We start from the raw sequence: 22242 nt of genomic DNA on the forward strand, positions 1-22242 counted from the left end.
ACTAAGGCTTCCGAGCCACCGCCCCGTACATGGCGATGTCCTCGTCCCTGATCCCCTCGCCGGTCTCCGCGTCCGGGTGCCACTTGTGCACCTGGACGATGCCCGGCTCCACCAGCTCCAGGCCCTCGAAGAACTCCTCGGCCTCCGGGAACGTCCGCAGGCGCATCGGCATGTTGCGGGCCTTGTACTCGCGGGCGACGCGGCCCACCTCCTCGGGGGCGAACTCGGCGGTGCCGATGGACATCGCCAGGTAGCTGCCCGAGGGGAGGGGGTCGAGGAGGCGGCGGACGATGCCCACCGCGTCGTCCTCGTCCAGGACGAAGTGGACGATCGCGATCACCGTGAGCGCGACCGGCTTGGTCAGGTCGAGGGTCTCCCGGAAGTCGGGGGAGTCGAGGATGGCCTCCGGGTGCTGGAAGTCCGCCTCGATGTACGCCGTCCGGCCCTGCGGGGTGCTGGCCAGCAGGCCCTGGGAGAGGGTGAGGACGATCGGGTCGTTGTCGACGTAGACCACCCGGGACTCGGGGGCCACCGACTGGGCGATCTCGTGCAGGTTGGGGGAGGTCGGGATGCCGGTGCCTATGTCGAGGAACTGGCGGATGCCCGCTTCCTTGGCCAGATAGGCCACCGCGCGGTTCATCCAGTCGCGGTTGGCCTTCATGTGGATCGGCAGGGCGGGCCACTCGTGCGACATGGCGTCGCCCGCTTCCTTGTCGGCGGGGTAGTAGTCCTTACCGCCGAGGATGTAGTCGTAGATCCGCGCGGAGTGTGCGTTCTCCGTGTCGATCCGGTCGGCCGGCCATCCGTTGTCGGGCACGCCGCCCCTCCCATTCACGTGGTGAGTCTGAGTCAAGTCTCAGTAGAAACAAGGCAGTTCAGTACGTCAGTCAGTACGTCGGATCAGTACATCAGTTCTGTTCGTCAGAGCAGGAAGTCTGCTGCACCCGCCTTCACACCGGCCAGGAAACTCGTCATCTCGTGCGGGGTGAAGACCAGGGCGGGACTGTCGGGATCGGTGGACTGTCGGACGGCGACCCGGCCGTCGGAGAGCTTCATCACTTCGACGCAGGCGCCGCCCGCGTCGTCGCTCCACGGCTTGGACCAGCCCCGGGAGCCGAGTTCACGGGCGGGCATGCCGTTTCGTACGGGGTGGTGGTGGGAGTGCTTGGGGTGGTGCATGTCAGAGCTCCTTGCGAATCGCACCGAGGATGGCCTCGGTCTTTCTGGCGGGCGCCGACTGCGCGCCCAACCGGTCCAGAGCCTCGCGATAGACGACGACGTCGTCGGCCTTGTCGAGATACACCGCGCCGACCAGACCGCTCAGATAGACGATGTCCGGCAACTCGGGTGCCCTGAAACGGAAGAGATGGAACGCTCCGGCTCGCATCGCGGGATGCGGGCCGTTGCCGAACGGCATGATCTGCAGGGTCACATGAGGCAGCGCGTTCATCGCGATCAGATGGTCGATCTGCGCGCGCATCACCTCCGGACCGCCGACCGGCCACCGCAGCACGGTCTCGTCCATCACGATCCACACCCGCGGTGGTGCCTCGCGGGTCAGTAGTTCCTGGCGCCGCAGGCGCAGCGCGACCCGGCGGTCCGTCGCCTCCGACGAGGCGTGCGGATTGCCGGCCCCCAGCAGTGCACGCGCGTAGTCCGCCGTCTGGAACAGGCCCGGCACGAACTGCGATTCGTACGCGCGGATCTGCAACGCCGCCTGTTCCAGGCTCAGATACGCGGCGAACCAGTCGGGCAGTACGTCCCGGTAGTTGTGCCACCAGCCGCGCTTGTTGGCCTCGCGGACCGACTTGAGGAACGTGTCGATCTCCTGCTGGTCCGTCACCCCGTACGTCTGCAGCAGTTTCTCGACGTCCGGCAGGCGCAGCCGGGCCACCTTGGCGGCTTCCATCCTGCGGATCGTGGAGTGGCTGACACCGATCGCCACACCCGCGTCCTCGAAGGTGAGACCGGCGCGCGTCCGCAGCTCCTCCAGCTGTCTGCCGAGGATCATGCGCAGGACGGAGGGGGCGCCACCCCAGTCGGTCTCCGCGGTCACACCTACCCCCTCACACCGGGCTCAGGGTCGCAGTCTGTCACGATCATCTTTCGACCGGAGCAGCATGCACCGCACGAATTGCAAATTTCAACTTGCTGGTTGCGAGCCGTTGTTGTCAGGTGTCACAGTGTTCGTACCTTCCCGGAAACGGTGAACGACGAGTCTGAATGGCCCTGTTGGGGGAGAAGGGGCTGCAACCTGCGCTTATTCGAGGCAGGTTGACCTACTCGTGGCTCGCGTCGGGGTGGCGTCGCACCGGCCAGGGTGCGCAGGCAGACGAAAGGCGAACGGCGATGGCTCCGCCCTCCCTCCCCCAGCCACTCGGCCGACTGCCCAGGGACAGGCTTGCCGGCCCCTCTCAGTACTCTCCGCAACACTCTCCGCAGTCGGGCATGTTCGTCCTGCCCGCGACTCCCGCCTCCGTCGGCGCGGCCCGCCGCAAGGTGCGCGAACTGCTCGGCGGCTGGAGTGTCGGCGACGACACCGTCGACAACGCCCTCCTGGTGACCTCCGAGCTCGTCACCAACGCCCTCACCCACACCGCCAGCGAGCGGATCGTGTGCCGGCTGCGCCTGTCTGCCGGGCGGCTGCACGTCGAGGTCGAGGACGAGAACCGCGGCGGGACCCTGCCGGCCCAGCGCATGCCCGGCCCCGACGAACAGTGCGGACGCGGACTCCTGCTGGTCGGCATCCTGAGCAGCGACTGGGGCGTCCGCGACGCCCCGCACGGCTCCGGGCGCATCGTCTGGTCCGAACTCCCCGCGGAATACGCGGAGTTGACGGACGCCGCCGCACCGACATCCGTACCGACGTCCACGCCGACGTCGCCGGTCGCGGCCTCGGCCTCCGACGGGGCGTCTGCCCCCGCCGCTGTCCCGGCCTCCGCGGAGACGCCGGCTCGCACCGACAGCGCGACCTCCGTGACCACCGAGCCCGCCGCCGCACCCGCCACGCCCGCCACCCCGGCCCCGGTCAGACCCGCCCCCGTCTTACCCCCGACCCCACCCGCCGCCCACGCGGCACAGGTCGCCGCGCCGGCCCCCTGGCAGCCGCCGGCCCCGCACCGCACCCGGCCCGTCCCCCACTCGGCCGAAGGAACCGCCTCACATGGACCGTATGGACCGTATGGAACAACAGCGACGCACCACTCCCCGTACTCCCGTTCCTGACCCGCGCCCCCACGGCCCGGTCACCCACCTCACGTTCCCGCCGTTCCACGCGCCCCCCGCGGCAAAGCGTGGGCCCGGCGATATCCGCTACGGCTCGCCAGCGCCCCAAAGGGGCGCGGGGAACTGCGCGATCAACCACGACGGCGCCGCAGCGAACCCACAACGCCTCGCGGCGCTTCCAGCGGAGCGCCTCGGTTGCGACGCCGTCGGCACACCCCGTGAGCACGGGCAGCGCATCATGAACAGCCTGCCCCGCATCGGCTGCGTCTTCGCCGACGACCAGCACTGGTGGTGGATCGTCCCGTCCGGTTCCCACCTGGGTGTCACCTGGCCCCCGAGCACCCGTTACGTGGTCGGCGCCCAGCTCGCCGACCCGTCCTGGACGCGTACCCGACCGGCGTCCCCGTCCGTCCGGCCCCGGCTGATCCACAGCCCCGAGGGCGACTCCCCGTACACCCCGCCGATACCGCTGTACTTCCTCGCCTGCCGACTGGCCGGCAGCGTTCCCAGCTGGTCGCTCGGCACCGGCGGCTGATCCCGCCTACTCCCTTGCGAATCCCCTGAGGCGAAAGGCCTCGGGGGATCTTGACGGCAGAAATGTTACCGGTAACATCGATGCCGTCCCCGCACCGGCGCGAGGACGAGTCAGCCGCGTTCTCGACCACAGGTGACGGGAGTCCACGTGACCGATCAACCGACGGCACGACCGGCGGTCACCGAGCGACGGACCACCCCCATCGGCCCAGAGACTGCCATCGACCGGGAGACCCCTGTCGGCCCGGCCACCCCCGTCTTCAGCCCCGCCGCCGTGGTCGCCTCCTGCGTCGGCTTCGTGCTGATCGGGGCCCTCCAGGCCCTGTACGGTCCGGCGATCCCGGCCCTCCGCGACGAATTCGGGCTCTCCCCGTCGGCCGCCGGTCTCGGGCTGAGCGCCCACTTCTTCGGCGGGGTCGCGGGGGTGCTCCTCTTCGACCGGCTGTACGTCCGGATCGGCAACCGGCGCGTCCTCGGCAGCTCGTACGTCCTGATGGCCGTCGGTGCGGCCGGCTTCGCGCTGGCGCCGAACTGGCCCGTCGCGCTGGCCGCCGCCCTGTTCGCCGGGCTCGGCTTCGGCGGTATCGACTACGGCCTCAACCAGTTGTTCGCGGTCGGCTTCGGCAAGCGTTCGACGGCGATGCTGAACATCCTCAACGCCCACTTCGGCATCGGCGCGATCCTCGGCCCGGCGCTGATCGGCACGGTCGGCGCGGAGCAATATCCGGCCGTCTTCCTCGCCTTCTCGCTCGCCAACCTGCCCCTGCTGCTGTGCCTTCGGGGTGTACGGGAACACGTACCGCAACCGGTCGCCTCCGCCGAGTCCGGCACCCCCGGCGGGCAGGTGCTCGCCCGCAGCCTTGGCTCCGTACTCGGTGTCTTCGTCACCCTCTATGTCCTGCACGTGGGCATCGAGGCGGGCGTCGGCGGCTGGGAGCCGACGCACCTGGAGACGGTCGGGTACGGCGCCGGAGCCGCCGCCACGGCCACCTCCGTGTACTGGCTGATGATGACGATCGGCCGGTTCCTGGCCGCTCCGCTCGCCCTGCGTTACTCCGCCCAGTCGATCATCGCGGTGTCCTGCGCCGGGATGACCGTCTGCCTGCTCCTGGCCGCGATACCCGGCGCCGCCCCCTACGCCTACGCGGGCGTCGGCCTCTTCATCGCGCCGATCTTCCCCACCGGGCTGCCCTGGCTGAACCGGGCCGCCCCGCAGGCCCGGAGAGCCGGTGCCGTGGTCATCGCCGCGTCGATGGCCGGGGGAGTGGCCGCGGGCCCGGTGCTCGGCAAAGCCATCGAGTGGTCCGGCGTGCGGGCCGTGCCGCTGCTCCTCGGCGGGGTCTCGGCGCTGTGTCTGGCGGCCACGGTCTGGCTGATCCGGGCCACCCGGGCGACTCGGGCCCACTGACCCCCTCGTTCACCAGCCACCTCGTTCACCAGCCACCCTCGCTCACCCACCACCTCCAGTGAACCGGCTGGAGTCCACGACCCGAAGGGAAACCCCCGCATGCCCGCCCTGACAACGACGTCCGACGGTTTCCTGCTGCGCGGCGAGCCGTTCCGGATCATCTCCGGCGCGATGCACTACTTCCGCGTCCACCCCGACCAGTGGGCCGACCGGCTGCGCAAGGCCCGGCTGATGGGCCTCAACACCGTGGAGACGTACGTCCCCTGGAACCTCCACCAGCCCGAGCCCGGCACCCTCGCCCTCGACGGCATCCTCGATCTGCCGCGCTATCTGCGGCTGGCCAAGGCGGAGGGGCTGCACGTCCTGCTGCGGCCCGGCCCGTTCATCTGCGCCGAGTGGGACGGCGGCGGGCTGCCCTCCTGGCTCACCACCGACCCCGACATCCGGCTGCGCTCCAGCGACCCCCGCTTCACGGGCGCCATCGACCGCTATCTGGATCTGCTGCTGCCTCCGCTCCTGCCGTATCTCGCCGAGTCGGGCGGTCCCGTCATCGCCGTGCAGGTGGAGAACGAGTTCGGGGCGTACGGCGACGACGCCGCGTATCTCGAACACCTCGCGGAGGCCCTGCGCTCGCGCGGGATCGGGGAGTTGCTCTTCACCTGCGACCAGGCCAACCCCGAACATCTGGCGGCCGGCAGCCTTCCCGGGGTGCTCACGACCGGCACCTTCGGCAGCAAAGTCGAGCGGTCCCTGGAGCAGTTGAGGGTGCATCAGCCCGAAGGGCCCCTGATGTGCGCGGAGTTCTGGATCGGCTGGTTCGACCACTGGGGCGAGGAGCACCACGTCCGGGACGCCGCCGATGCCGCCGCCGACCTGGACCGGCTGCTCTCGGCGGGCGCGTCCGTCAACATCTACATGTTCCACGGCGGCACCAACTTCGCCTTCACCAACGGCGCCAACCACGACCACGCCTACCAGCCCATCGTCACGTCCTACGACTACGACGCCGCCCTCACCGAGAACGGCGACCCCGGACCGAAGTACCACGCCTTCCGCGAGGTGATCGCCCGGCACGCGCCCGTCCCCGACGAGCCGGTTCCCGCGCCGAGCCGCAAACTCCCGCCCACGGTGGTGGAGTTGGGGCAGTGGGCGCCTCTGCTGCCCGATGTGGGGCTCCTTGCCAAGCCCGTGCGTACCGAGGAACCGGCGACCATGGACGAGCTGGGGCTGCGCGCCGGATACGTCCTGTACCGCACCACCGCTCCCCTCGCGGGCGACGGGCTGCTCCACTTCGCCGGAGGTGTGGGCGACCGGGCGCAGGTGTTCGTCGACGGCGCCCCCGTCGGCGTACTCGAACGCGAGCGGCACGACGAGACCCTGCCCGTCCGGATTCCCTTCGCCGGAGCGGCAGTCGACGTGCTCGTCGAGAACATGGGCGGGGTCAACTACGGGCCGCGCATCGGCTCGCCCAAGGGTCTCCTCGGGGCGGTCACCTTCAACGGCACCGCCCTGCACGGCTGGGACAGCCACCCGCTCACCCTCGACGACCTCAGCGCGCTGCCCTTCGCGCCCGCCGACGCGGCCCCGGCCACCCAACCCGCCTTCTACAAGGGCACGTTCGAGGTGGCCGCCCCCGCCGACACCTTCCTGTCGCTGCCCGGCTGGACCAAGGGCCAGGCCTGGATCAACAACTTCCACCTCGGCCGCTACTGGAACCGCGGCCCGCAGCACACCCTCTACGTCCCCGCACCCGTACTGCGCCCCGGCGCCAACGAGTTGCTGCTTCTTGAGCTGAACGCCACCACGTCCGCGCAGGCACTGCTCACCGACACCCCCGACCTCGGACCGGTGAAACCGTGACCCACCACTCGCTCCGGCTCCCCGCGCCCGCCGGACCCCCGCTCACCGGCCACCTCCCCTTCACCGACGCGCCGGGCGTCGCCGACCCGATCGCGGTGACCAGCCGCTGGTTCACCCGTGGCGGACGCCCCTGGTTCCCCGTCTCCGGTGAGTTCCACTACTCCCGCTGTCCGGCGGGGGAGTGGGAGGAGGAGCTGCTGAAGATGAAGGCGGCCGGTGTCACCGCCGTCGCCAGCTATCTCATCTGGGTCCACCACGAGGAGATCGAGGGCCGGATCCGCTTCGACGGCGACCGCGACCTGCGCCGTTTCGCCGAACTCTGCGCCCGCCACGGCCTGGATTTCATCCCGCGCATCGGGCCCTGGAGCCACGCCGAGGTACGCAACGGCGGCCTGCCCGACTGGCTGCTCACCCGCACCACCGCACCCCGCACCGACGACCCCGACTACCTGGGACCCGTACGCGGCTGGTTCACCGCGATCGCCGAGCAGTTGAAGGGGCTCGACCGGGCGCACGGCGGCCCGATCGTCGCCATCCAGATCGAGAACGAGCTGTACGACCGGCCCGGCCACCTCCTCACCCTCAAGCGGATGGCGCAGGAGGCCGGACTCAGCGCACCGCTGTGGACCTCGACGGCCTGGGGCGGGGTCCAACTCCCGCCCGACGAACTGCTTCCGCTGTACGGCGGCTACACCGAGACCTTCTGGACCGAGTGGGACGGCGGCTGGTCCGACACCTGCCGCAAGCACTTCTTCTTCACCCACCAGCGCGACGACGAGGGCATCGGCGCCGACCTGCGACCCACCACCGTGCGAGGTGGTGAACCGGCGCCGACCGACCGATTCCCCTGGGCCACCTGCGAGTTGGGCGGCGGGATGGCCGTTGCCTACCATCGCCGGCCGCGTGTCGACGCCGCCGACATCGGCGCGCTCGGGCTCACGAAGATCGGGTGCGGCTCTGTCTGGCAGGGCTACTACATGTTCCACGGCGGCACGAATCCCGCCGGTGAGCTGACCACCCTCCAGGAGTCCCACGCCACCGACTATCCGAACGACCTGCCCGTCCTGACGTACGACTTCCAGGCCCCGCTCGGCGAGTACGGGCAGTACCGGCCCTCGTACGACGAACTGCGTCTCCAGCACCTGCTGTTGGCGGACTTCGGCGAGCGCATCGCGCCCATGGATTCCGTGCTGCCCGAGCGGCAGCCGGCCGGACAGGGCGACCGGGAGACGCTGCGATGGGCCGTGCGCGGTGACGGCGACTCCGGTTTCCTGTTCGTCAACAACCATCAGCCGCACGAGCCGTTGCCCGACCATCCGGACACCTCGTTCACGGTTGCGTTTCCGGACGTGCCTGAACTGACCGTGCCCAGCGCGCCGGTGACGGTTCCTCAAGGTGCTTATTTCTGCTGGCCGTTACGGCTCGACGTCGCCGGACTGCGGCTCGACTGGGCCACCGCGCAGCCCGTGTGCACGGTCGACGTCAACGGACGTACCGTCCTCGTACTGGCTGCCACGGACGGGGTGGACGTCGAACTGGCCCTGGACATCAGCACGTTGAGGTATGTGCACACTCCCATGGGGAAGGTCGTGTCCGCCGATGGGCGCTTCCTCGTCACGGGACTGCGGCCCGGCACCGACGCCCTCGTCGAGGTCGGCACGCCGGACGGCGGACAGGTCGGCCTGCTGGTGCTGGACGCGGCGACCGCCCGTACCGCCTACCGGGGTGTCGCCTGGGGAGCCGAGCGGCTGATCCTGTGCGACGCGGGGGACGGGGTCGTCTTCGACGAACCGGCCGGAGAGGTACGGGTGCACAGTGCGGCGGCGGAGACCTCGTTCGCCGTGCTGCCCGCACCCGAGCGGCCTCCCGGAGAGAATCTGGCCGTGACCTCCGACGGGGTGTTCACCCGCTACACGCTCCCCACGGGTGGTGACTCGGGAACCCTCGATGTCTCCCTCCTGCGGGCCGCCGGACCCGCCCCTGACGTCGTCACCGGTGTACTGGACCGGGCCAGTGCGCCCGCCGACAAGTACTTCGACACGTCCGCCGCCGAGTACCTCATCGACGTACCGGACGAACTCCCGCGCAGCGGAACGCTGTTGCGTGTCCACTGGACCGGAGACGTGGCCCGCGCGTACGTCGGGGACACGCTGGTCGCCGACCAGTTCTACGCGGGGCGGGTCTGGGAGATCGCGCTCGACCGGGTCCCGGACGGCGCCCTGCACGTGAAGGTGCTGCCGTTCGCCGCCGACCCGCCCGTGTACCTGCCGGTGCCCGTGCCGGCGGGGGAGGCCGGGATCTCGCGCGTCGAATGGGTCACCGTACGGACTCAGGTGATCACCGGGTAGGTCCCGGTCGGTGGTGACCGCCGTCCGGCGGCCTATCCTGTGGGCCAGCCGGGCGGGGCACTACCGCCACCCACGGGACGAAGCCGAAGGATGCATCCCCATGACCCGAAGTGCCGGTGGCGGCGCCGCTCCCAAGGGACGCAGCCGGCGCAACTTCGCGGGAACGCGGCCGGTGATGGACGACGTGGCGCGGCTGGCCGGTGTCTCCAAGCAGACCGTGTCGCGGGTGCTCAACGACAACCCCGCCGTGCGGGCCGAGACCCGGGAAGCCGTGCTTGAGGCCATGCGTTCGCTCGGGTACCGGCCGAGCCGCAGCGCGCGTTCGCTGGCCAGCGGGCGGACCCGGATGCTCGGGGTGATCTCCTTCGACGCGGCCCGCTACGGGCCCGCCTCCACGCTCACCGCGATCAACACCGCGGCCCAGGAGGCGGGTTACCTGGTCAGCTCCATCGCCCTCGACACCGCCGACCGGGACACCGTCGTCCAGGCCGTGGACCGGCTGTCGGCGGAGGGCGCCGACGGGGTCATCGCCATCGCCCCGCAGCGGAGGGTGGGCAAGGCGCTCGCCGAGGCCCACCTCGACATCCCGCTCGTCGTGATGGACAACGCCCTCGGCGACGACACCCCCATGGTCACCGCCGACTCCCGGGGCGGAGCGCGCCTGGCCACCGAACACCTCCTGGACCTGGGCCACCGTACGGTCCGGCACATCGCCGGACCCACCGGCTGGACCTCCGCCGAACGCCGGGCCGCGAGCTGGCGCGAGACCCTGGAGAAGGCCGGGGCCGAGGTGCCCGAGCCGCTCGTCGGCGACTGGAGTGCCGACTCCGGCTACGAACTGGGCCGGCGGCTCGCCCGCGATCCGGACGTCACCGCCGTCTTCGCCTCCAACGACCAGATGGCGCTCGGCGCGCTGCGCGCCTTCCACGAGGCCGGCCGCCGGGTCCCGGACGACGTCAGTGTCGTCGGCTACGACGACATCCCGGAAGCCGCCCATCTGCTGCCCCCGCTCACCACCATCCGCACCGACTTCCAGGAGATCGGCACCCGCTCGCTGCGGCTGCTCCTGGCGCGAATCGACGGCCAGGCGAACACGGGTGCGACGGCCGGTGCGGAGCCGGACCCGGGCCTTGTCACCGTCATCCCTGCTCACCTCATCGTGCGGCGCAGCACGGGTCCCGCACCGGCCTAAACTGGGCGCGTGGTAACAGGTACGGGCAGCTCCGGTTCCGACGATCCGTCCGCCGAGGTGCTGGCGGAGGCCGCTGGGGCCTTCGGGTTGCTCGCCTCGCCCGCCCGGCTGCACATCGTGTGGGCGCTGGCCCAGGGCGAGAGCGATGTGACCGGGCTCGCCGAGCGGGTCGGCGGCGCGCTGCCCGCCGTCAGCCAGCACCTCACCAAACTGAAGCTCGCCGGGCTCGTCCGGTCCCGGCGCGAAGGGCGTCGGCAGGTGTACTTCGTCGACGACCCGGACATCGTGACCGTCGTACGGCTGCTGGTCGGGCGGCTGACCGACCGCGCCGAGCACACCCCCGTACGGCACCTCCGTGGAGTCTGATCTTCGGACGCCGAGGCGCCTCGACGACTTCCCGCGCGGTCTGACCGACGACGAGGCCGAGGAACGGCTGGCGGTGGTCGGGGAGAACGTGGTCCCGGCGGCTCGTCCGATCCACCGGCCCGTCCGCTTCGTACGGAGTCTGCGCGACCCCTTCACCGCCGTACTGCTCTGTCTCGGGCTCGTCTCGGCGGCCGTCACCGCCTGGGGGACGGCCTCGGTGATCCTGTCCCTGGTCGCGGTCAGCTGTGTGCTGCGCGCCTCGGGCGAACATCAGGCGGAACGTTTCCTCAGTGGGCTGCGCGAGCTGGTCGCCGGTACCGCGACCGTCCTGCGCCGCCCGGCGGCGGGCGGGCCGCCCGTCGCCCGGGAGATCCCGGTCGCCGAACTCGTGCCGGGCGATGTGATCCGGCTCGGGCCCGGCGACCTGGTTCCGGCCGACGTACGGCTGCTGCGCGCGACCGGACTGACCGTGCACCAGGCGCCGCTCACGGGCGAGTCGGCGCCGGTGGTGAAGGGCGTACGGCCGGATGCGGCGGACCGGGGCGTGTTCGCGCGGCCCGAACTGTGCTTCCAGGGGAGCGCCGTCGCCTCCGGGAGTGCCACCGCCGTGGTGGTGGCCACGGGGGCGCGTACGCGGTTCGCGGGCGCGCATGGGGGAGCCGTGCGCCGGGACGGGAGTGCTCGGATCCGGCGAAGTCCGGTGCGCTTCACGCGCCACTGTGTCCGCAAGCGGCTCCGCCGAGGGGCGCGACCAACCGCACCAACGGTCTCGCAGCTTGGACGCCGCACTTCCCGCGGGGCGCTCAGTGCCTTCGACCGGTCGCTGCACGGCATCTCCTGGGTGCTGATCCGGTTCATGCTGCTCGCCCCGCCGCTCGTGCTGATGGCGAGCGCGGCGTTGCGCGGACAGGGGCCCGAGACGCTGCCGTTCGCCGTCGCGGTGGCCGTCGGGCTGACGCCCGAGATGCTCCCGGTCGTCGTCAGCACCTGTCTGGCACGCGGGGCCTCGGGGCTCGCCCGGACGCACGGGGTCGTGGTGAAACGGCTGCCCGCGCTGCACGACCTGGGCGCGGTCGACATCCTGTGCCTCGACAAGACCGGCACCCTCACCCGGGACCACCCGGTCGTCGAACGCTCGTGCGATTCCAGCGGCCGGGACGATCCGGAGGTGCTCGACTGGGCCGCCACGGCATCCTGGTGGACCCTCCAACTCGCCGAACTCCCCACCCCGGACGCCCTCGACGAGGCGCTGCTCGCGGCGGCGGGGCCGGTCGGGGAGCGGTACGACGGGGTGGCGGCCCTGCCCTTCGACCCGGTGCGGCGGCTGGCCACGGCGGTGGTACGAGGGCGGTTGGGGACCCATGTCCTTGTCGTGAAGGGCGCGGTCGCCGAGGTCGTGGGGCGGTGCTCCCTGGACCCCGCCGAGCGGGAACGGCTGCTCGCGCGCGCCGACCAGGAGGCGGCGAGCGGGCTGCGGCTGCTCGCCGTCGCCACCGCCGAGCGGCCCGCGCGCACCCGCGCCTGGACCCCGGCCGACGTACACGGCCTGACCTTCCGGGGTTTCGTCGCCCTGCGGGACGACCTCGCGCCCACCGCCCCCGAGGCCCTGCGCGACCTCACCGCGCTGGGTGTGGGGGTGAAGGTCCTCACCGGCGACCATCCGGGCACGGCCGCCCGCGCCTGCCGCGACCTGGGCCTCGATCCGGGGGAGGTGGCGGATGGCGTGGACGGCCTCGGGGACGCCGAACTGGCGGATCTGGTCCGGCGTACGACCGTCTTCGCGCGCTGCACCCCGGCCGACAAGGCCCGGATCGTCGCCGCGCTGCGGGCCGGCGGACACACCGTCGGCTTTCTCGGGGACGGGGTCAACGACGTGCCCGCGCTGGGCGCCGCCGACGTCGGGATCGCGCCGCGCGCCGCCGTCGACGTGGCCCGGGAGAGTGCCGACGTCGTCCTCGGGGAGAAGGATCTCGCCGCCGTCGCCCACGCCGTCACGGCCGGGCGGCACAGCAGCGGCAACATCGCCACGTATCTGCGCGTCACGCTCTCCTCGAACCTCGGCAACGTCGTCGCGATGCTCGCCGCAGGGCTTCTGCTGCCCTTCCTTCCTATGCTCCCGGCGCAGGTCCTCGTGCAGAACCTGTGCTTCGACGCGGCCCAACTGGCGTACGCGTACGACCGTCCGGCGCCGGGTGTCCTGGCCCGGCCGACCGTGCTGCGCACCCGTGACTTCCTGCGCTTCCTCGGCGGCTTCGGCGCCCTCAACGCCGTCGCCGACCTCGCGACCTTCGGCGTGCTCGCCCTCGCGCTGCACGGGCCCGACGCCCTGGACGACCGGGCCGTCTTCCACTCGGCCTGGTTCACCGAGAACCTCCTCACCCAGGCCGTGGTGATGCTGCTCCTGCGCGGCGGTGGCGGGGGCCGGGGCGCGGGAGTCGTCGGGCGGGCGGCCGGTGCGCTCGCCGCCGTCGGGGTGCTGCTGCCTGTCTCTCCGGTCGGGCCCTCGCTGGGGCTGGTGGGGCTGCCGGGGTCGTACTACGCGGGTCTGGTGGTCGTGCCGGTGCTGTACGGGGGTGCCCTCGCCGTCGCTCGGCGGCGCTCGTCGGCGGCGAGGGGTCGGTCCGCCGTGGGTCCGGTTCAGCCGTAGCTGAGGTTGGAGCAGGGGTTGTCGTCCGCCGAACGGGCGCCCTCGGCCACGTCCTTCGGGACCGCGGTGGGGGTCGGCGAAGCTGTGGCGCCGCCCTGGTACGACTCACCGACGACCACGTTGATGCCGTCCACTGTCACCGGTTGGAGGGCGGCGCCGGGGAAGACGCGGGCCACCGTCTGGGCCTCGGCCTTGTGGTCGGGGCCGTACTCGATGACGGTCGTCGCGTGGTCCTGGCTGCTCGCGGTCGCCGTGCCGGTGACCGTGAAACCGTCGGCGGTCAGCTCGGCGGCGGCCTCCTTGGCCAGGCCGGTGACGGTCGTGCCGTTGTAGACGGCGACGGCGATTCCCTTGCCGGACACGGGAGTTGGGGTGGCCTTGGGGCTTGCGCTCGGGGAGGCCTTCTTCTTGCCGCTGGCGTCCTTGCCGTCCAGCGTGCGGTCCGCCTTGAGCGCGGCCCAGAGGTCACTCGCGTCGGGCTCGACGATCGCGACGCGTGAACCCTCGTACCGCCAGGGGATGGTGACGAACTTCGTGTTGTGCAGGTCGATGTCCTTCAGCGACATCGCGAAGGAGATCAGCTTGTCGGCGGAGCCCAGACCGGGGTCCACGGTCAGCGACTTGGTGGCCGCGTCGGCGAGGGGGAGCAGCTTGGTCGGGCTCAGGCCGTTGTTCTTGACCTCCTTCATCAGGCTTGCCACGAAGGCCTGTTGGCGCTTGATGCGGCCGATGTCGGAGCCGTCGCCGATGCCGTGCCGGATACGGACGTAGTCCAGCGCCTTCTGACCCGAGACCGTCTGCTCGCCCTTCTCGAAGAGCAGCTTGCCGCGTGTGGGGAGCTTGGGTTTGAGGTCACGTTCGTACACGTTCTGGGGGAGGCACACCTTCACCCCGTCCACCACGTCGGTCAGCGCGGCGAAGCCCTTGAAGTCGACGACGACGGTGTGGTCGACGCGCAGCCCGGTGATGCTCTCGACGGTGTTCTGTGTGCAGGCGGGGTTGCCCTTCTCGGTCTCGCCGACCGAGTAGGCCTCGTTGAACATCGTGTCCGGCCGGGCCGTCGTCCACTTGCCGTCGGGCAGCTTGCACGGCGGGATGGTGACCAGGGTGTCGCGGGGGATGGAGACGGCGACGGCGTTCTTGTGGTCGGCGTATATGTGCAGCAGGAACGCGGTGTCGGAGCGGCCGATGTCGTTGACGTCGCCGCCGCCGAGCGCGGCGTTGCCGTCGTTGCGCGCGTCCGAGCCGATGACCAGGACGTTCTCGCCCTTGGACGAGCCCTCGGCGGGGCGATCGTCCGAGAGGCCACCCGCGTCGAAGGTCTTGATGTCACCGTCCAGCTTCAGATAGACCCAGCCGGCGCCGGCCGCGACGAGCAGCAGGAGCGAGAGGAGGATCCCCAGTGCCAGCCGTCCCCGCCGCCGTTCCGGTTTGCGCCGCCGGGTGCCCGCGGCGGACCGGTGTCGTGCGGGTACGGCCCGCCTGCTGGTGCTGGTGGTCATCGGCGCCCTTCTCACGTCTCACCTTGGTTGTACAGTTGCGCAAAGTGGCAACTGTTATGTGTGACGAAGGAAAGGGCTGTGAGGTTGTGCTCCGCAACGGACTGGAACCCTGGCATCTGCTGATCGTGGCGATCGTGTTCATCGTGATGTTCGGCTCGAAGAAGCTCCCGGACACGGCACGTGCGCTGGGCCGCTCGATGCGGATCCTCAAGAGCGAGGCTCAGGCATTGAAGGCGGACGGCACGGTGGGCGAGCCGGCGAACGGCTCGGCGGGGGAGGGATCTTCGCAGGTGGGCGAGCCTGTTGCCCACCGGGCTGAGCCTTTCGTCGACCGTCGGGAGCCCGTCACCGATCGGTAGGAGACCGCCGTTGATCGGTAGGATCATCCGCATGGCCGCTTCCGAACCGACCATCCTCGCGACCTCCGGCGGCCTCCGCTCCGGCGGCCGGACCATGGTGGAGTTCGATGCCCTCGTGCATCACGCCGTCGATCTCTCCGGGGCCCACGGCCGCAGGCCGCGCGTCCTGTACGTCGGTACGGCGATCGGGGACGCCGAGCACTTCGCCGCCCGCATGGGCGAGGCCGCCCGGGTCGCGGGCTTCGACCTCACGCCGCTGCAGCTCTTCCCCATGCCCAATGTCGACGACGTCGAGGGCACCGTGCTCGAACAGGACGTCGTCTGGGTCATGGGTGGCTCGGTCGCGAACCTGCTGGCCGTGTGGCGAGTGCACGGGCTCGACCGGATCATGCGGCGGGCCTGGGAGGCCGGCGTGGTGCTCAGCGGTGTGAGCGCGGGCTCCCTCTGCTGGTTCAGGGGCGGCACCACCGACTCCTTCGGCCCCGAACTCCGGCCGCTCACCGACGCGTTGGGCTTTCTGCCGTACGGCAACGGGGTGCACTACGACAGCGATGCGGGCCGCCGCCCGCTCGTCCACAAGCTGGTTGCCGACGGCACCCTGCCCACCACGCACTGCACCGACGACGGGGTCGGCCTCGTCTACCGAGGGACCGAACTCGTCGAGGCGGTCGCGGAGTTGCCGGGCAAGGGTGCCTATGTCGTCAGATGTGAAGGGGAGTCGGCGGTGGAGGAGCGCATCGAGCCGCGCAGGCTGCCCTCGCCGGTGTCTTCCTGACCGTCGTCCGTCGTTGTCGCCGGCGCCGTGGATTCCGCGGCCGTCTGCGCCGCCATGACGGCCTTGCGCTCCCGCTTGATCTTGCGCCGCTGCCTGCGGCTGACCTTGGGTTCCTGGTCCGGGAGCCAGCCGAAGGCCATGCAACTGCCCACGACTCCCAGGGTGAGGCCCACGAAGAAGCCGCCCAGGTTCGAGGTGACCCATGTGCCCAGCGTCAGCAGGACACCGACGATCGAGTAGAACAGGCGCTGTGCGGGGTTGAAGATGATCAGCAGCCCGCACACGATCATCAGCGACGGCAGCAGATAGCCCGCCAGACCCTGCATACCGATGTGCAGGACGACCTTCAGCGACACCTTCATCGTGACCAGGATCTCCGCCCCGCCCAGGGTGAGCAGCACCCCGGCCAGGTACGGACGGTGGGCCCGCCATGCTCTGAAGGCGGGCCGCACCCCCTGCCGTATGTCGGCCGACATCAGCAACCCGACTCGCTGAAGCTGAGCTTCAGCCCGGGCAGCTTGAACACGGCGGCCGTGGTCGCGTAGTTGGTCTGCCGCAGGTTGGAGATGTGGACGGTGTCCGCCTGCTGGCTGAAGACACCGGCCGGACCCTTGACCCCTGCCTTGGTGAGCGTGCTGGCGTCGTTGCCGATCTCGATGTTGTCGAACGACGCGTTGCCAGACAGCTCGGTGGAGTCGGTCGTCAGGTCGGTCGCGGTCACCGGAGTGCCGCTGCTGCCGGCCTTGATCAGCAGGTTGATGCCGCCGAGGTCGACGCTCTGGCACAGCTTGGTGAGCGACGCGCTCTTGATCGCGGAGGTGATGACCAGCACCTGACCGCCGGTGTCACCCTCGTTCGGGCTGTTCTCGATCATGTGGTCGAGGCCGCCGAACTGCTCGAAGCCGGTGCCGTTCAGCTCGGTCGCGGTGACCGTGAACGGCATGCCGGAGATGGCGAACTGGACGCCCAGGGCGCCCTCGGCGGTGAGTACCGCGAGCGTCGCGGCGATCAGGGTGGCCGGCACCGCCATCATGGCGGCGCGGCGTCCACGGACCCGCCCGCGTCGCTCGGCGCCCTTTCCGGCGCCTTCGAAGAATTCGGACACGTTGGAGGATCCCGAGCCCCCGGAGCCACCGGAGGCGTTACCGCTCTCCGGCTGCTCGGGGTTGGATCCGGCGGACGACGAGACGTCCGAGGACGAGGCCATGGCTGCTCCCAAGTGCACATAGTCAGTGCGTCAATGCTGGTCGGGCTTCAGTGGCGTGTTGTCCTGGCGCGGACAGCAGCTGGGGTATCCGTCTCCTCGCAACTCCCGGCGATTGCAAGGGCTTTCACGGTTACGCACCAGTAGCCGCCGAGGAAGTTACCCGTGGTTACTTTGGAGGGTCAAGGGAGTTGTGAAAAAAGGGTGCGGATTATGCGCCACCTGTGGCTTCACGGGGTGATCGAGGGTCGTCCGGGGGTCCGGAGGCCCCTCTGAGACCCCTCCGAGACCCCTTCGAGTGGCAAGCGCAGAACCAGGGGGAAATGGGGTCAGAGACATCAACTTCCGTTCCGCACCTTGACGTTGACGGTTCCTCAGGTTTAGAACTGCCCTGGTTTCCCCGGATCCGTGGCGCCGGATCCGCAGCGGTGCGAGCCGCTCTTCCCGGACTCAACGCTCATTCCGAAGTCCGCCTCCGAGGCGTCGGCACGGCCGTTTCCCCCCTGGGCCGTCGCCGGGTCGCCCTGTCCCGCCCGGTCCGGCCAGGAAGCCTCCCTCCAAGCCTTCCTGCCGGTCACCGGCCGGTTGTCGTTGCCGGTCCGTCACGTACGGAGAAGGCGTCGCGGGCCGGCGACGGCTCCTTTCCCGCGCCCTTCACGTTTCCCATGCCCTTCAGGCGTTCGGCACGCGTTCCCACGCGTACTTCCGCATGCCCTGACCCCCCTGGACACCACCCCCCACCTCACCCCCAACACACCCCCGAACACCCCCAGTTCCAGAAAGAGGCACCCGCATCATGCGTACTCGCACTCGTTCCACCCTGGCCCTCGCCGCCGCTGTCGTAGGCCTCTCCGTCGCCGCGGTCACCCCCGCGTCCGCCGCCGACACCGTGCTGACCGTCGGCAGCGCGGCCGGCGACGCCGTCGCCGTGGGCGACGTCCTCAGCGCCTCCCTCGCCTCCGGCACCACCGCCACGCTCTACTCCAGCGCGACCGGCACCAGCGGTGTCACGTGTGCCGCGTCCACCTTCACGGCCACGGTCACCGACAACCCCGCCGCGCCCGGCGTCGCGACCGAGTCGGTCACCGCGCACACCTTCAGCAGTTGCACCAGCAATGTGCTCGGTGTGCTCGGCGTGACCAGCGTGACCGTCAACAACCTGCCGTACACCACCGTGGTGGGCTCCGACGAATCCGTCGTCGTCAGCCCGGCCGCAGGCTCCACCATCCAGACGACCGTCGTGCTGCGCACCCTGCTCGGCAGCATCAACTGCGTCTACCAGGCGCCCAGCCTGACCGGTACGACCGGCGAGGCCGACAACAGCATCAACTTCGCGGCCCAGGCGTTCACCAGGACGTCCGGTTCGTCGCTGTGCTTCAGCGCCGGTTACTTCACCGCCAAGTACGCCCCCGTGCAGGACGTGACGCAGGGCAACGCCACGGTCTTCGTCAACTGACGAACCGTCAATGAGGGGCTGGGCCGCCGGAGTTCACCGGCGGCGCAGCCGCAGGACGAGGGCGACCGCCACGGCGAGCAGTACGGCCGCGGCGCCGCCCGCGACCGCGTACCGCGGTCCGGTGTCCTCGGTGGTGGACGCCACCGGGGCGCCGGCCACGGTACTCCCGGACTGTGGGGCGGCGGAGTCGGCGGACTCCGCCGCCTCTCCCGTTTCCACCGTCCTCGTCGGCTCCTCGGCCGCTTCGGTCGGCGTGGGGGTCCGAGTGGGCTCGGACTTCGCGGCGGGGGTCGCGGTGGCCGACGCGCCGGTGTCACCTGAACCGCTGGTGCTGCTCTTCGCTGTCGGGAACACCACGTCCGAGCACGAGTAGTACGTGTCCGGCGTGCTGGAGTTCTGCCAGATCGTGTACAGGACATGACGGCCGGTCCGGTCCGACGGCAGCGTCATCCCGATGCGGTACGCGTCGCCCGTCATCGCGGGGTCCTTGACCTCGGCGAACGGCTTGTCCGGCAGGTCGGACCACTTCAGCGGCTCGGCCGGGTCGTACCCGGGCTTCGTCAGGAACATCTTGAACGTGCCGGTGTGCGGGATCGTCGAGCGGTACGTCATCGTCAGCCGCGCGCCCGGCGACAGCGTGGTCGAGGGCCAGTCGGCGCGGGCGATGTCGAGCCCCCGGTAGTCGGACAGCCCGCCGCTGCACAGCTTGCCGTCGGGGATCACCGCACGGTCCCGGCCGTTCACGTTCGCGACCCGCAGATTGTCCCAGAAGGTGAAGGGCGCCCCGCCGTTCGCGGTGAGCGCCGCCCGGCAGGCCGCCGTACCGGCCGTGCTGCCACCGTCGGGGGAGCAGGCGTAGACGCGGCTGACCGGTTTCGTCGGCGCACCGTGCGCCTGGGCGGGAGCCGCCGCCGACAAGGTCAGCAACAGCGGTGCCGCGACGGCGGCGGTGCAGGAGAGCGCGGCGGCCGAGAGAGTACGGCGGTGGGCGGTCATCGGGATGTCTCCTCGACCGAGGGGGAACAGGTCTGAACAGGTCTGCTGCGGGCCGGCCCGGGAACGGGTCCGCCTTCGGGCAGTACGGGAAGCGGGCAGACCGCGTTCAATCGCCACACGTACTGCCACACCACCGGCACTCGCCCCGCCGCACGCCCCGCCAATCCCCCGTAACTCGCCCAACCCGGTCAACTGGCCGTCGTTCAGGGTCGGTTTCCGGCGTTCGAGGGTGTGGAACCGGACGGATCGAGGGTTTCCCCTGTATCCGGATGACCTTCCCTTTGCCTACTGTTCCACCACAGCCGCCCCACAGGTAACCCCGGAACGGGCCGCTCGCGCTTGGCCGGCCGCCGCGCCGCTTTTCGACCGCACCCCCCGCCGCTTCGACGACGAAGCGAATCGACCGCAACTCCGCGCCGCCCTCCAGGTTGCCCGCAGTACGGCCACGAAAGGCAAGCCCTTGCGTACCTCACCCACCCGTGTCACGGGGCGGAAGCTGATATCCGCCGCCGCGGTCTCCGCCGCACTGGTCGCCGCCGCCACCACCTCGGTCGCCGTCGCCCAGGAGCCCGCCGCTCCCGCCACCGCCCAGGATGCCGCCGCGCAGGCGGTCGCCGCCCCGGCCGAGCGACTCATCGTCGGCTACAAGGCCGGCGCCGCCGAGGCCAAGTCGAACCAGGCCGCCGACGCCGACGCCGTCGCCAAGGGCAAGGAGGCCGGCGAGACCCTGGACTTCCAGCGCCGCCTCGGCACCGGTGCCGCCCTCGTCGACCTGGGCGAGCGGCTCAGCAAGGCGGACGTCGCCGACGTCATCGCCGAGTACCAGGCCGACCCGCAGGTCGCCTACGCCGTACCGGACCGCCTCAACAAGCCGCAGGCCGACCCGAACGACACCGAGTACAGCAAGCAGTGGGACCTCTTCGAGACCACCGCGGGCATGCGCGTCCCGGGCGCCTGGACCACCGCGACCGGCACCGGCGTGACCGTCGCCGTCATCGACACCGGCTACGTCACCCACTCCGACCTGGCCGCCAACATCGTCGCGGGCTACGACTTCATCTCCGACACCGCCGTCTCGGTGGACGGCAACGGCCGTGACAGCAACCCGGCCGACCCGGGCGACTGGTACGCCACCGACGAGTGCGGCGCCGGCACCGGCTCCAGCAACTCCTCGTGGCACGGCACCCATGTCGCGGGCACCATCGCCGCCGCCACCAACAACAGCAAGGGCGTCGCGGGCATCGCGTACAACGCGAAGATCTCCCCGCTGCGCGTCCTCGGCAAGTGCGGTGGCTACGACTCCGACATCATCGACGCCATCACCTGGGCGTCGGGCGGCACCGTCTCCGGTGTCCCGGCCAACGCCAACATCGCCAAGGTCATCAACATGAGCCTGGGCGGCTCCGGTGCGTGCACCACGGCCACCCAGACCGCGATCACCAACGCCGTCAACCGCGGCACCACGGTCGTCGTCGCGGCGGGCAACAGCAACGCCAACGCGGCCAACTACTCCCCGGCGAGCTGCGCCAACGTCATCTCGGTCGCCGCGCTGAGCCGTACGGGTGCCAAGGCCTCGTACTCCAACTACGGCTCCACCGTGGACATCGCGGCCCCCGGCGGCCAGACCAGCACCGGCACCGCCAACGGCATCCTGTCCACGCTGAACTCCGGCACCCAGGGCCCGTCCACCGAGTCGTACGCCTACTACCAGGGCACCAGCATGGCCGCCCCGCACATCGCGGGCCTCGCCGCGCTGATGAAGTCGGCGAACTCCTCGCTGACCCCGGCCCAGATCGAGTCGGCGATCAAGACCAACTCCCGTGCCCTGCCCGGCGCCTGCTCGGGCGGCTGCGGCGCCGGTCTGGCCGACGCGACCAAGACCGTGCAGGCCGTGAGCGGTACGACCTCGGGCACCACCTACTCCTCCACCACCGCGGTCTCCATCCCGGACAACAGCTCCGCCGTCGAGTCCTCGATCGCCGTCAGCGGCCGTACCGGCAACGCCCCCTCGGCCCTCCAGGTCGGCGTCGACATCACCCACACCTACCGCGGTGACCTGGTCATCACCCTGGTGGCGCCCGACGGCACGACCTACCCGCTGAAGGCCTCCAGCACCTCGGACTCCGCCGACAACGTGAACACCACGTACACGGTGGACGCCTCCAGCGAGACCGCCAACGGCACCTGGAAGCTCCGCGTCCAGGACGTGGCCGCCTCGGACACGGGCACGATCAACAGCTGGAAGCTCACCTTCTGATTCTGAGCCAGTGAGATGAAGGTGTGACACAGACGGGCGGGTCGGCAGGCGTGGATGGACGCCTACCGACCCGCCGCTGTCATGTGTCGTACGCGATGACCGCGCCCCGAAAG

The 22242-nt window shown here is 70.7% G+C and carries 19 protein-coding genes; 12 read left to right on the plus strand and 7 right to left on the minus strand.

Going from position 1 to position 22242, the window contains the following annotated elements; genetic code table 11:
* Window position 1: 1 nt before the first annotated feature.
* From ACFYXF_RS40410 to ACFYXF_RS40420, 3 genes are all read right to left on the minus strand, one after another.
* Window positions 2-817 (minus strand): SAM-dependent methyltransferase, encoded by an 816-nt coding sequence (locus ACFYXF_RS40410; RefSeq protein WP_389357151.1) that lies wholly within the window; start codon window positions 815-817, stop codon window positions 2-4.
* A gap of 104 nt (window positions 818-921) precedes the next feature.
* Entirely contained in the window at window positions 922-1179 is a 258-nt protein-coding gene (locus ACFYXF_RS40415) for a DUF397 domain-containing protein (protein ID WP_389357153.1), read from the minus strand.
* A 1-nt stretch (window position 1180) separates the two neighbouring features.
* Complete coding sequence (locus ACFYXF_RS40420; protein WP_389357155.1) at window positions 1181-2056, minus strand: helix-turn-helix domain-containing protein; 876 nt, start codon at window positions 2054-2056, stop codon at window positions 1181-1183.
* Between the two features lie 392 nt (window positions 2057-2448).
* Between ACFYXF_RS40420 and ACFYXF_RS40425 the strand changes: the two genes are divergently transcribed.
* The 8 genes from ACFYXF_RS40425 to ACFYXF_RS40460 all read left to right on the plus strand — a co-directional run bounded on the left by ACFYXF_RS40425 (window position 2449) and on the right by ACFYXF_RS40460 (window position 13580).
* On the plus strand, window positions 2449-3225 hold the full coding sequence (locus tag ACFYXF_RS40425) for an ATP-binding protein (protein WP_389357157.1): 777 nt from the start codon (window positions 2449-2451) through the stop codon (window positions 3223-3225).
* 238 nt (window positions 3226-3463) lie between these two features.
* On the plus strand, window positions 3464-3760 hold the full coding sequence (locus ACFYXF_RS40430; RefSeq protein WP_389357159.1) for a hypothetical protein: 297 nt from the start codon (window positions 3464-3466) through the stop codon (window positions 3758-3760).
* A gap of 273 nt (window positions 3761-4033) precedes the next feature.
* Window positions 4034-5167, plus strand: coding sequence for an MFS transporter (locus ACFYXF_RS40435; RefSeq protein ID WP_389357440.1), 1134 nt, complete (start codon window positions 4034-4036; stop codon window positions 5165-5167).
* 99 nt (window positions 5168-5266) lie between these two features.
* On the plus strand, window positions 5267-7027 hold the full coding sequence (locus ACFYXF_RS40440) for a beta-galactosidase family protein (RefSeq protein ID WP_389357161.1): 1761 nt from the start codon (window positions 5267-5269) through the stop codon (window positions 7025-7027).
* Window positions 7024-9375 carry a beta-galactosidase gene (locus ACFYXF_RS40445; RefSeq protein ID WP_389357163.1) on the plus strand — a complete coding sequence of 784 codons (2352 nt, stop codon included), beginning with the start codon at window positions 7024-7026 and terminating at the stop codon, window positions 9373-9375. Before ACFYXF_RS40440 ends, ACFYXF_RS40445 begins: the two co-directional genes overlap by 4 nt.
* 100 nt (window positions 9376-9475) lie before the next feature.
* Entirely contained in the window at window positions 9476-10567 is a 1092-nt protein-coding gene (locus ACFYXF_RS40450; RefSeq protein WP_389357165.1) for a LacI family DNA-binding transcriptional regulator, read from the plus strand.
* Window positions 10568-10576: 9 nt separating this feature from the next.
* Window positions 10577-10933: an ArsR/SmtB family transcription factor gene (locus tag ACFYXF_RS40455; protein ID WP_389357167.1), complete on the plus strand. Its 357-nt coding sequence runs from the start codon at window positions 10577-10579 to the stop codon at window positions 10931-10933.
* The gene (locus tag ACFYXF_RS40460) at window positions 10923-13580 is read left to right on the plus strand and encodes an HAD-IC family P-type ATPase (protein WP_389357169.1); all 2658 of its coding nucleotides are present in this window, start codon (window positions 10923-10925) and stop codon (window positions 13578-13580) included. Before ACFYXF_RS40455 ends, ACFYXF_RS40460 begins: the two co-directional genes overlap by 11 nt.
* On the opposite strand, the gene ACFYXF_RS40465 is transcribed toward ACFYXF_RS40460, so the two are convergent.
* Window positions 13571-15082, minus strand: a complete 1512-nt coding sequence (locus tag ACFYXF_RS40465; RefSeq protein WP_389357171.1) for an LCP family protein — start codon at window positions 15080-15082, stop codon at window positions 13571-13573. The two genes, ACFYXF_RS40460 and ACFYXF_RS40465, sit on opposite strands and share 10 nt — an antisense overlap.
* Window positions 15083-15168: 86 nt before the next feature.
* On the opposite strand from ACFYXF_RS40465, the gene tatA reads away from it, so the two are divergent.
* A complete protein-coding gene (gene tatA / locus ACFYXF_RS40470; RefSeq protein WP_389357173.1) occupies window positions 15169-15441 on the plus strand; it encodes a Sec-independent protein translocase subunit TatA in 273 nt (90 codons plus the stop codon).
* 31 nt (window positions 15442-15472) lie between these two features.
* Complete coding sequence (locus tag ACFYXF_RS40475; protein WP_389357175.1) at window positions 15473-16216, plus strand: Type 1 glutamine amidotransferase-like domain-containing protein; 744 nt, start codon at window positions 15473-15475, stop codon at window positions 16214-16216.
* On the opposite strand, the gene ACFYXF_RS40480 is transcribed toward ACFYXF_RS40475, so the two are convergent.
* Both ACFYXF_RS40480 and ACFYXF_RS40485 read right to left on the minus strand, forming a co-directional pair.
* Window positions 16135-16692 (minus strand): DUF6114 domain-containing protein, encoded by a 558-nt coding sequence (locus ACFYXF_RS40480; RefSeq protein ID WP_389357177.1) that lies wholly within the window; start codon window positions 16690-16692, stop codon window positions 16135-16137. The two genes, ACFYXF_RS40475 and ACFYXF_RS40480, sit on opposite strands and share 82 nt — an antisense overlap.
* A complete protein-coding gene (locus ACFYXF_RS40485; protein WP_369034679.1) occupies window positions 16692-17423 on the minus strand; it encodes a DUF6230 family protein in 732 nt (243 codons plus the stop codon). Before ACFYXF_RS40485 ends, ACFYXF_RS40480 begins: the two co-directional genes overlap by 1 nt.
* Window positions 17424-18216: 793 nt before the next feature.
* Between ACFYXF_RS40485 and ACFYXF_RS40490 the strand changes: the two genes are divergently transcribed.
* Window positions 18217-18876 (plus strand): Tat pathway signal sequence domain protein, encoded by a 660-nt coding sequence (locus ACFYXF_RS40490; protein WP_389357179.1) that lies wholly within the window; start codon window positions 18217-18219, stop codon window positions 18874-18876.
* 33 nt (window positions 18877-18909) lie between these two features.
* Here ACFYXF_RS40490 and ACFYXF_RS40495 read toward each other — a convergent pair whose 3' ends face one another.
* Complete coding sequence (locus tag ACFYXF_RS40495) at window positions 18910-19872, minus strand: lytic polysaccharide monooxygenase (protein WP_389357181.1); 963 nt, start codon at window positions 19870-19872, stop codon at window positions 18910-18912.
* A 460-nt stretch (window positions 19873-20332) separates the two neighbouring features.
* Here ACFYXF_RS40495 and ACFYXF_RS40500 point away from each other — a divergent pair, with 460 nt between their 5' ends.
* Window positions 20333-22129 (plus strand): S8 family serine peptidase, encoded by a 1797-nt coding sequence (locus ACFYXF_RS40500; RefSeq protein ID WP_389357183.1) that lies wholly within the window; start codon window positions 20333-20335, stop codon window positions 22127-22129.
* Window positions 22130-22242: the final 113 nt, after the last annotated feature.

It is taken from the genome of Streptomyces sp. NPDC002680, assembly GCF_042889145.1.
Lineage (GTDB): Bacteria > Actinomycetota > Actinomycetes > Streptomycetales > Streptomycetaceae > Streptomyces > Streptomyces adonidis.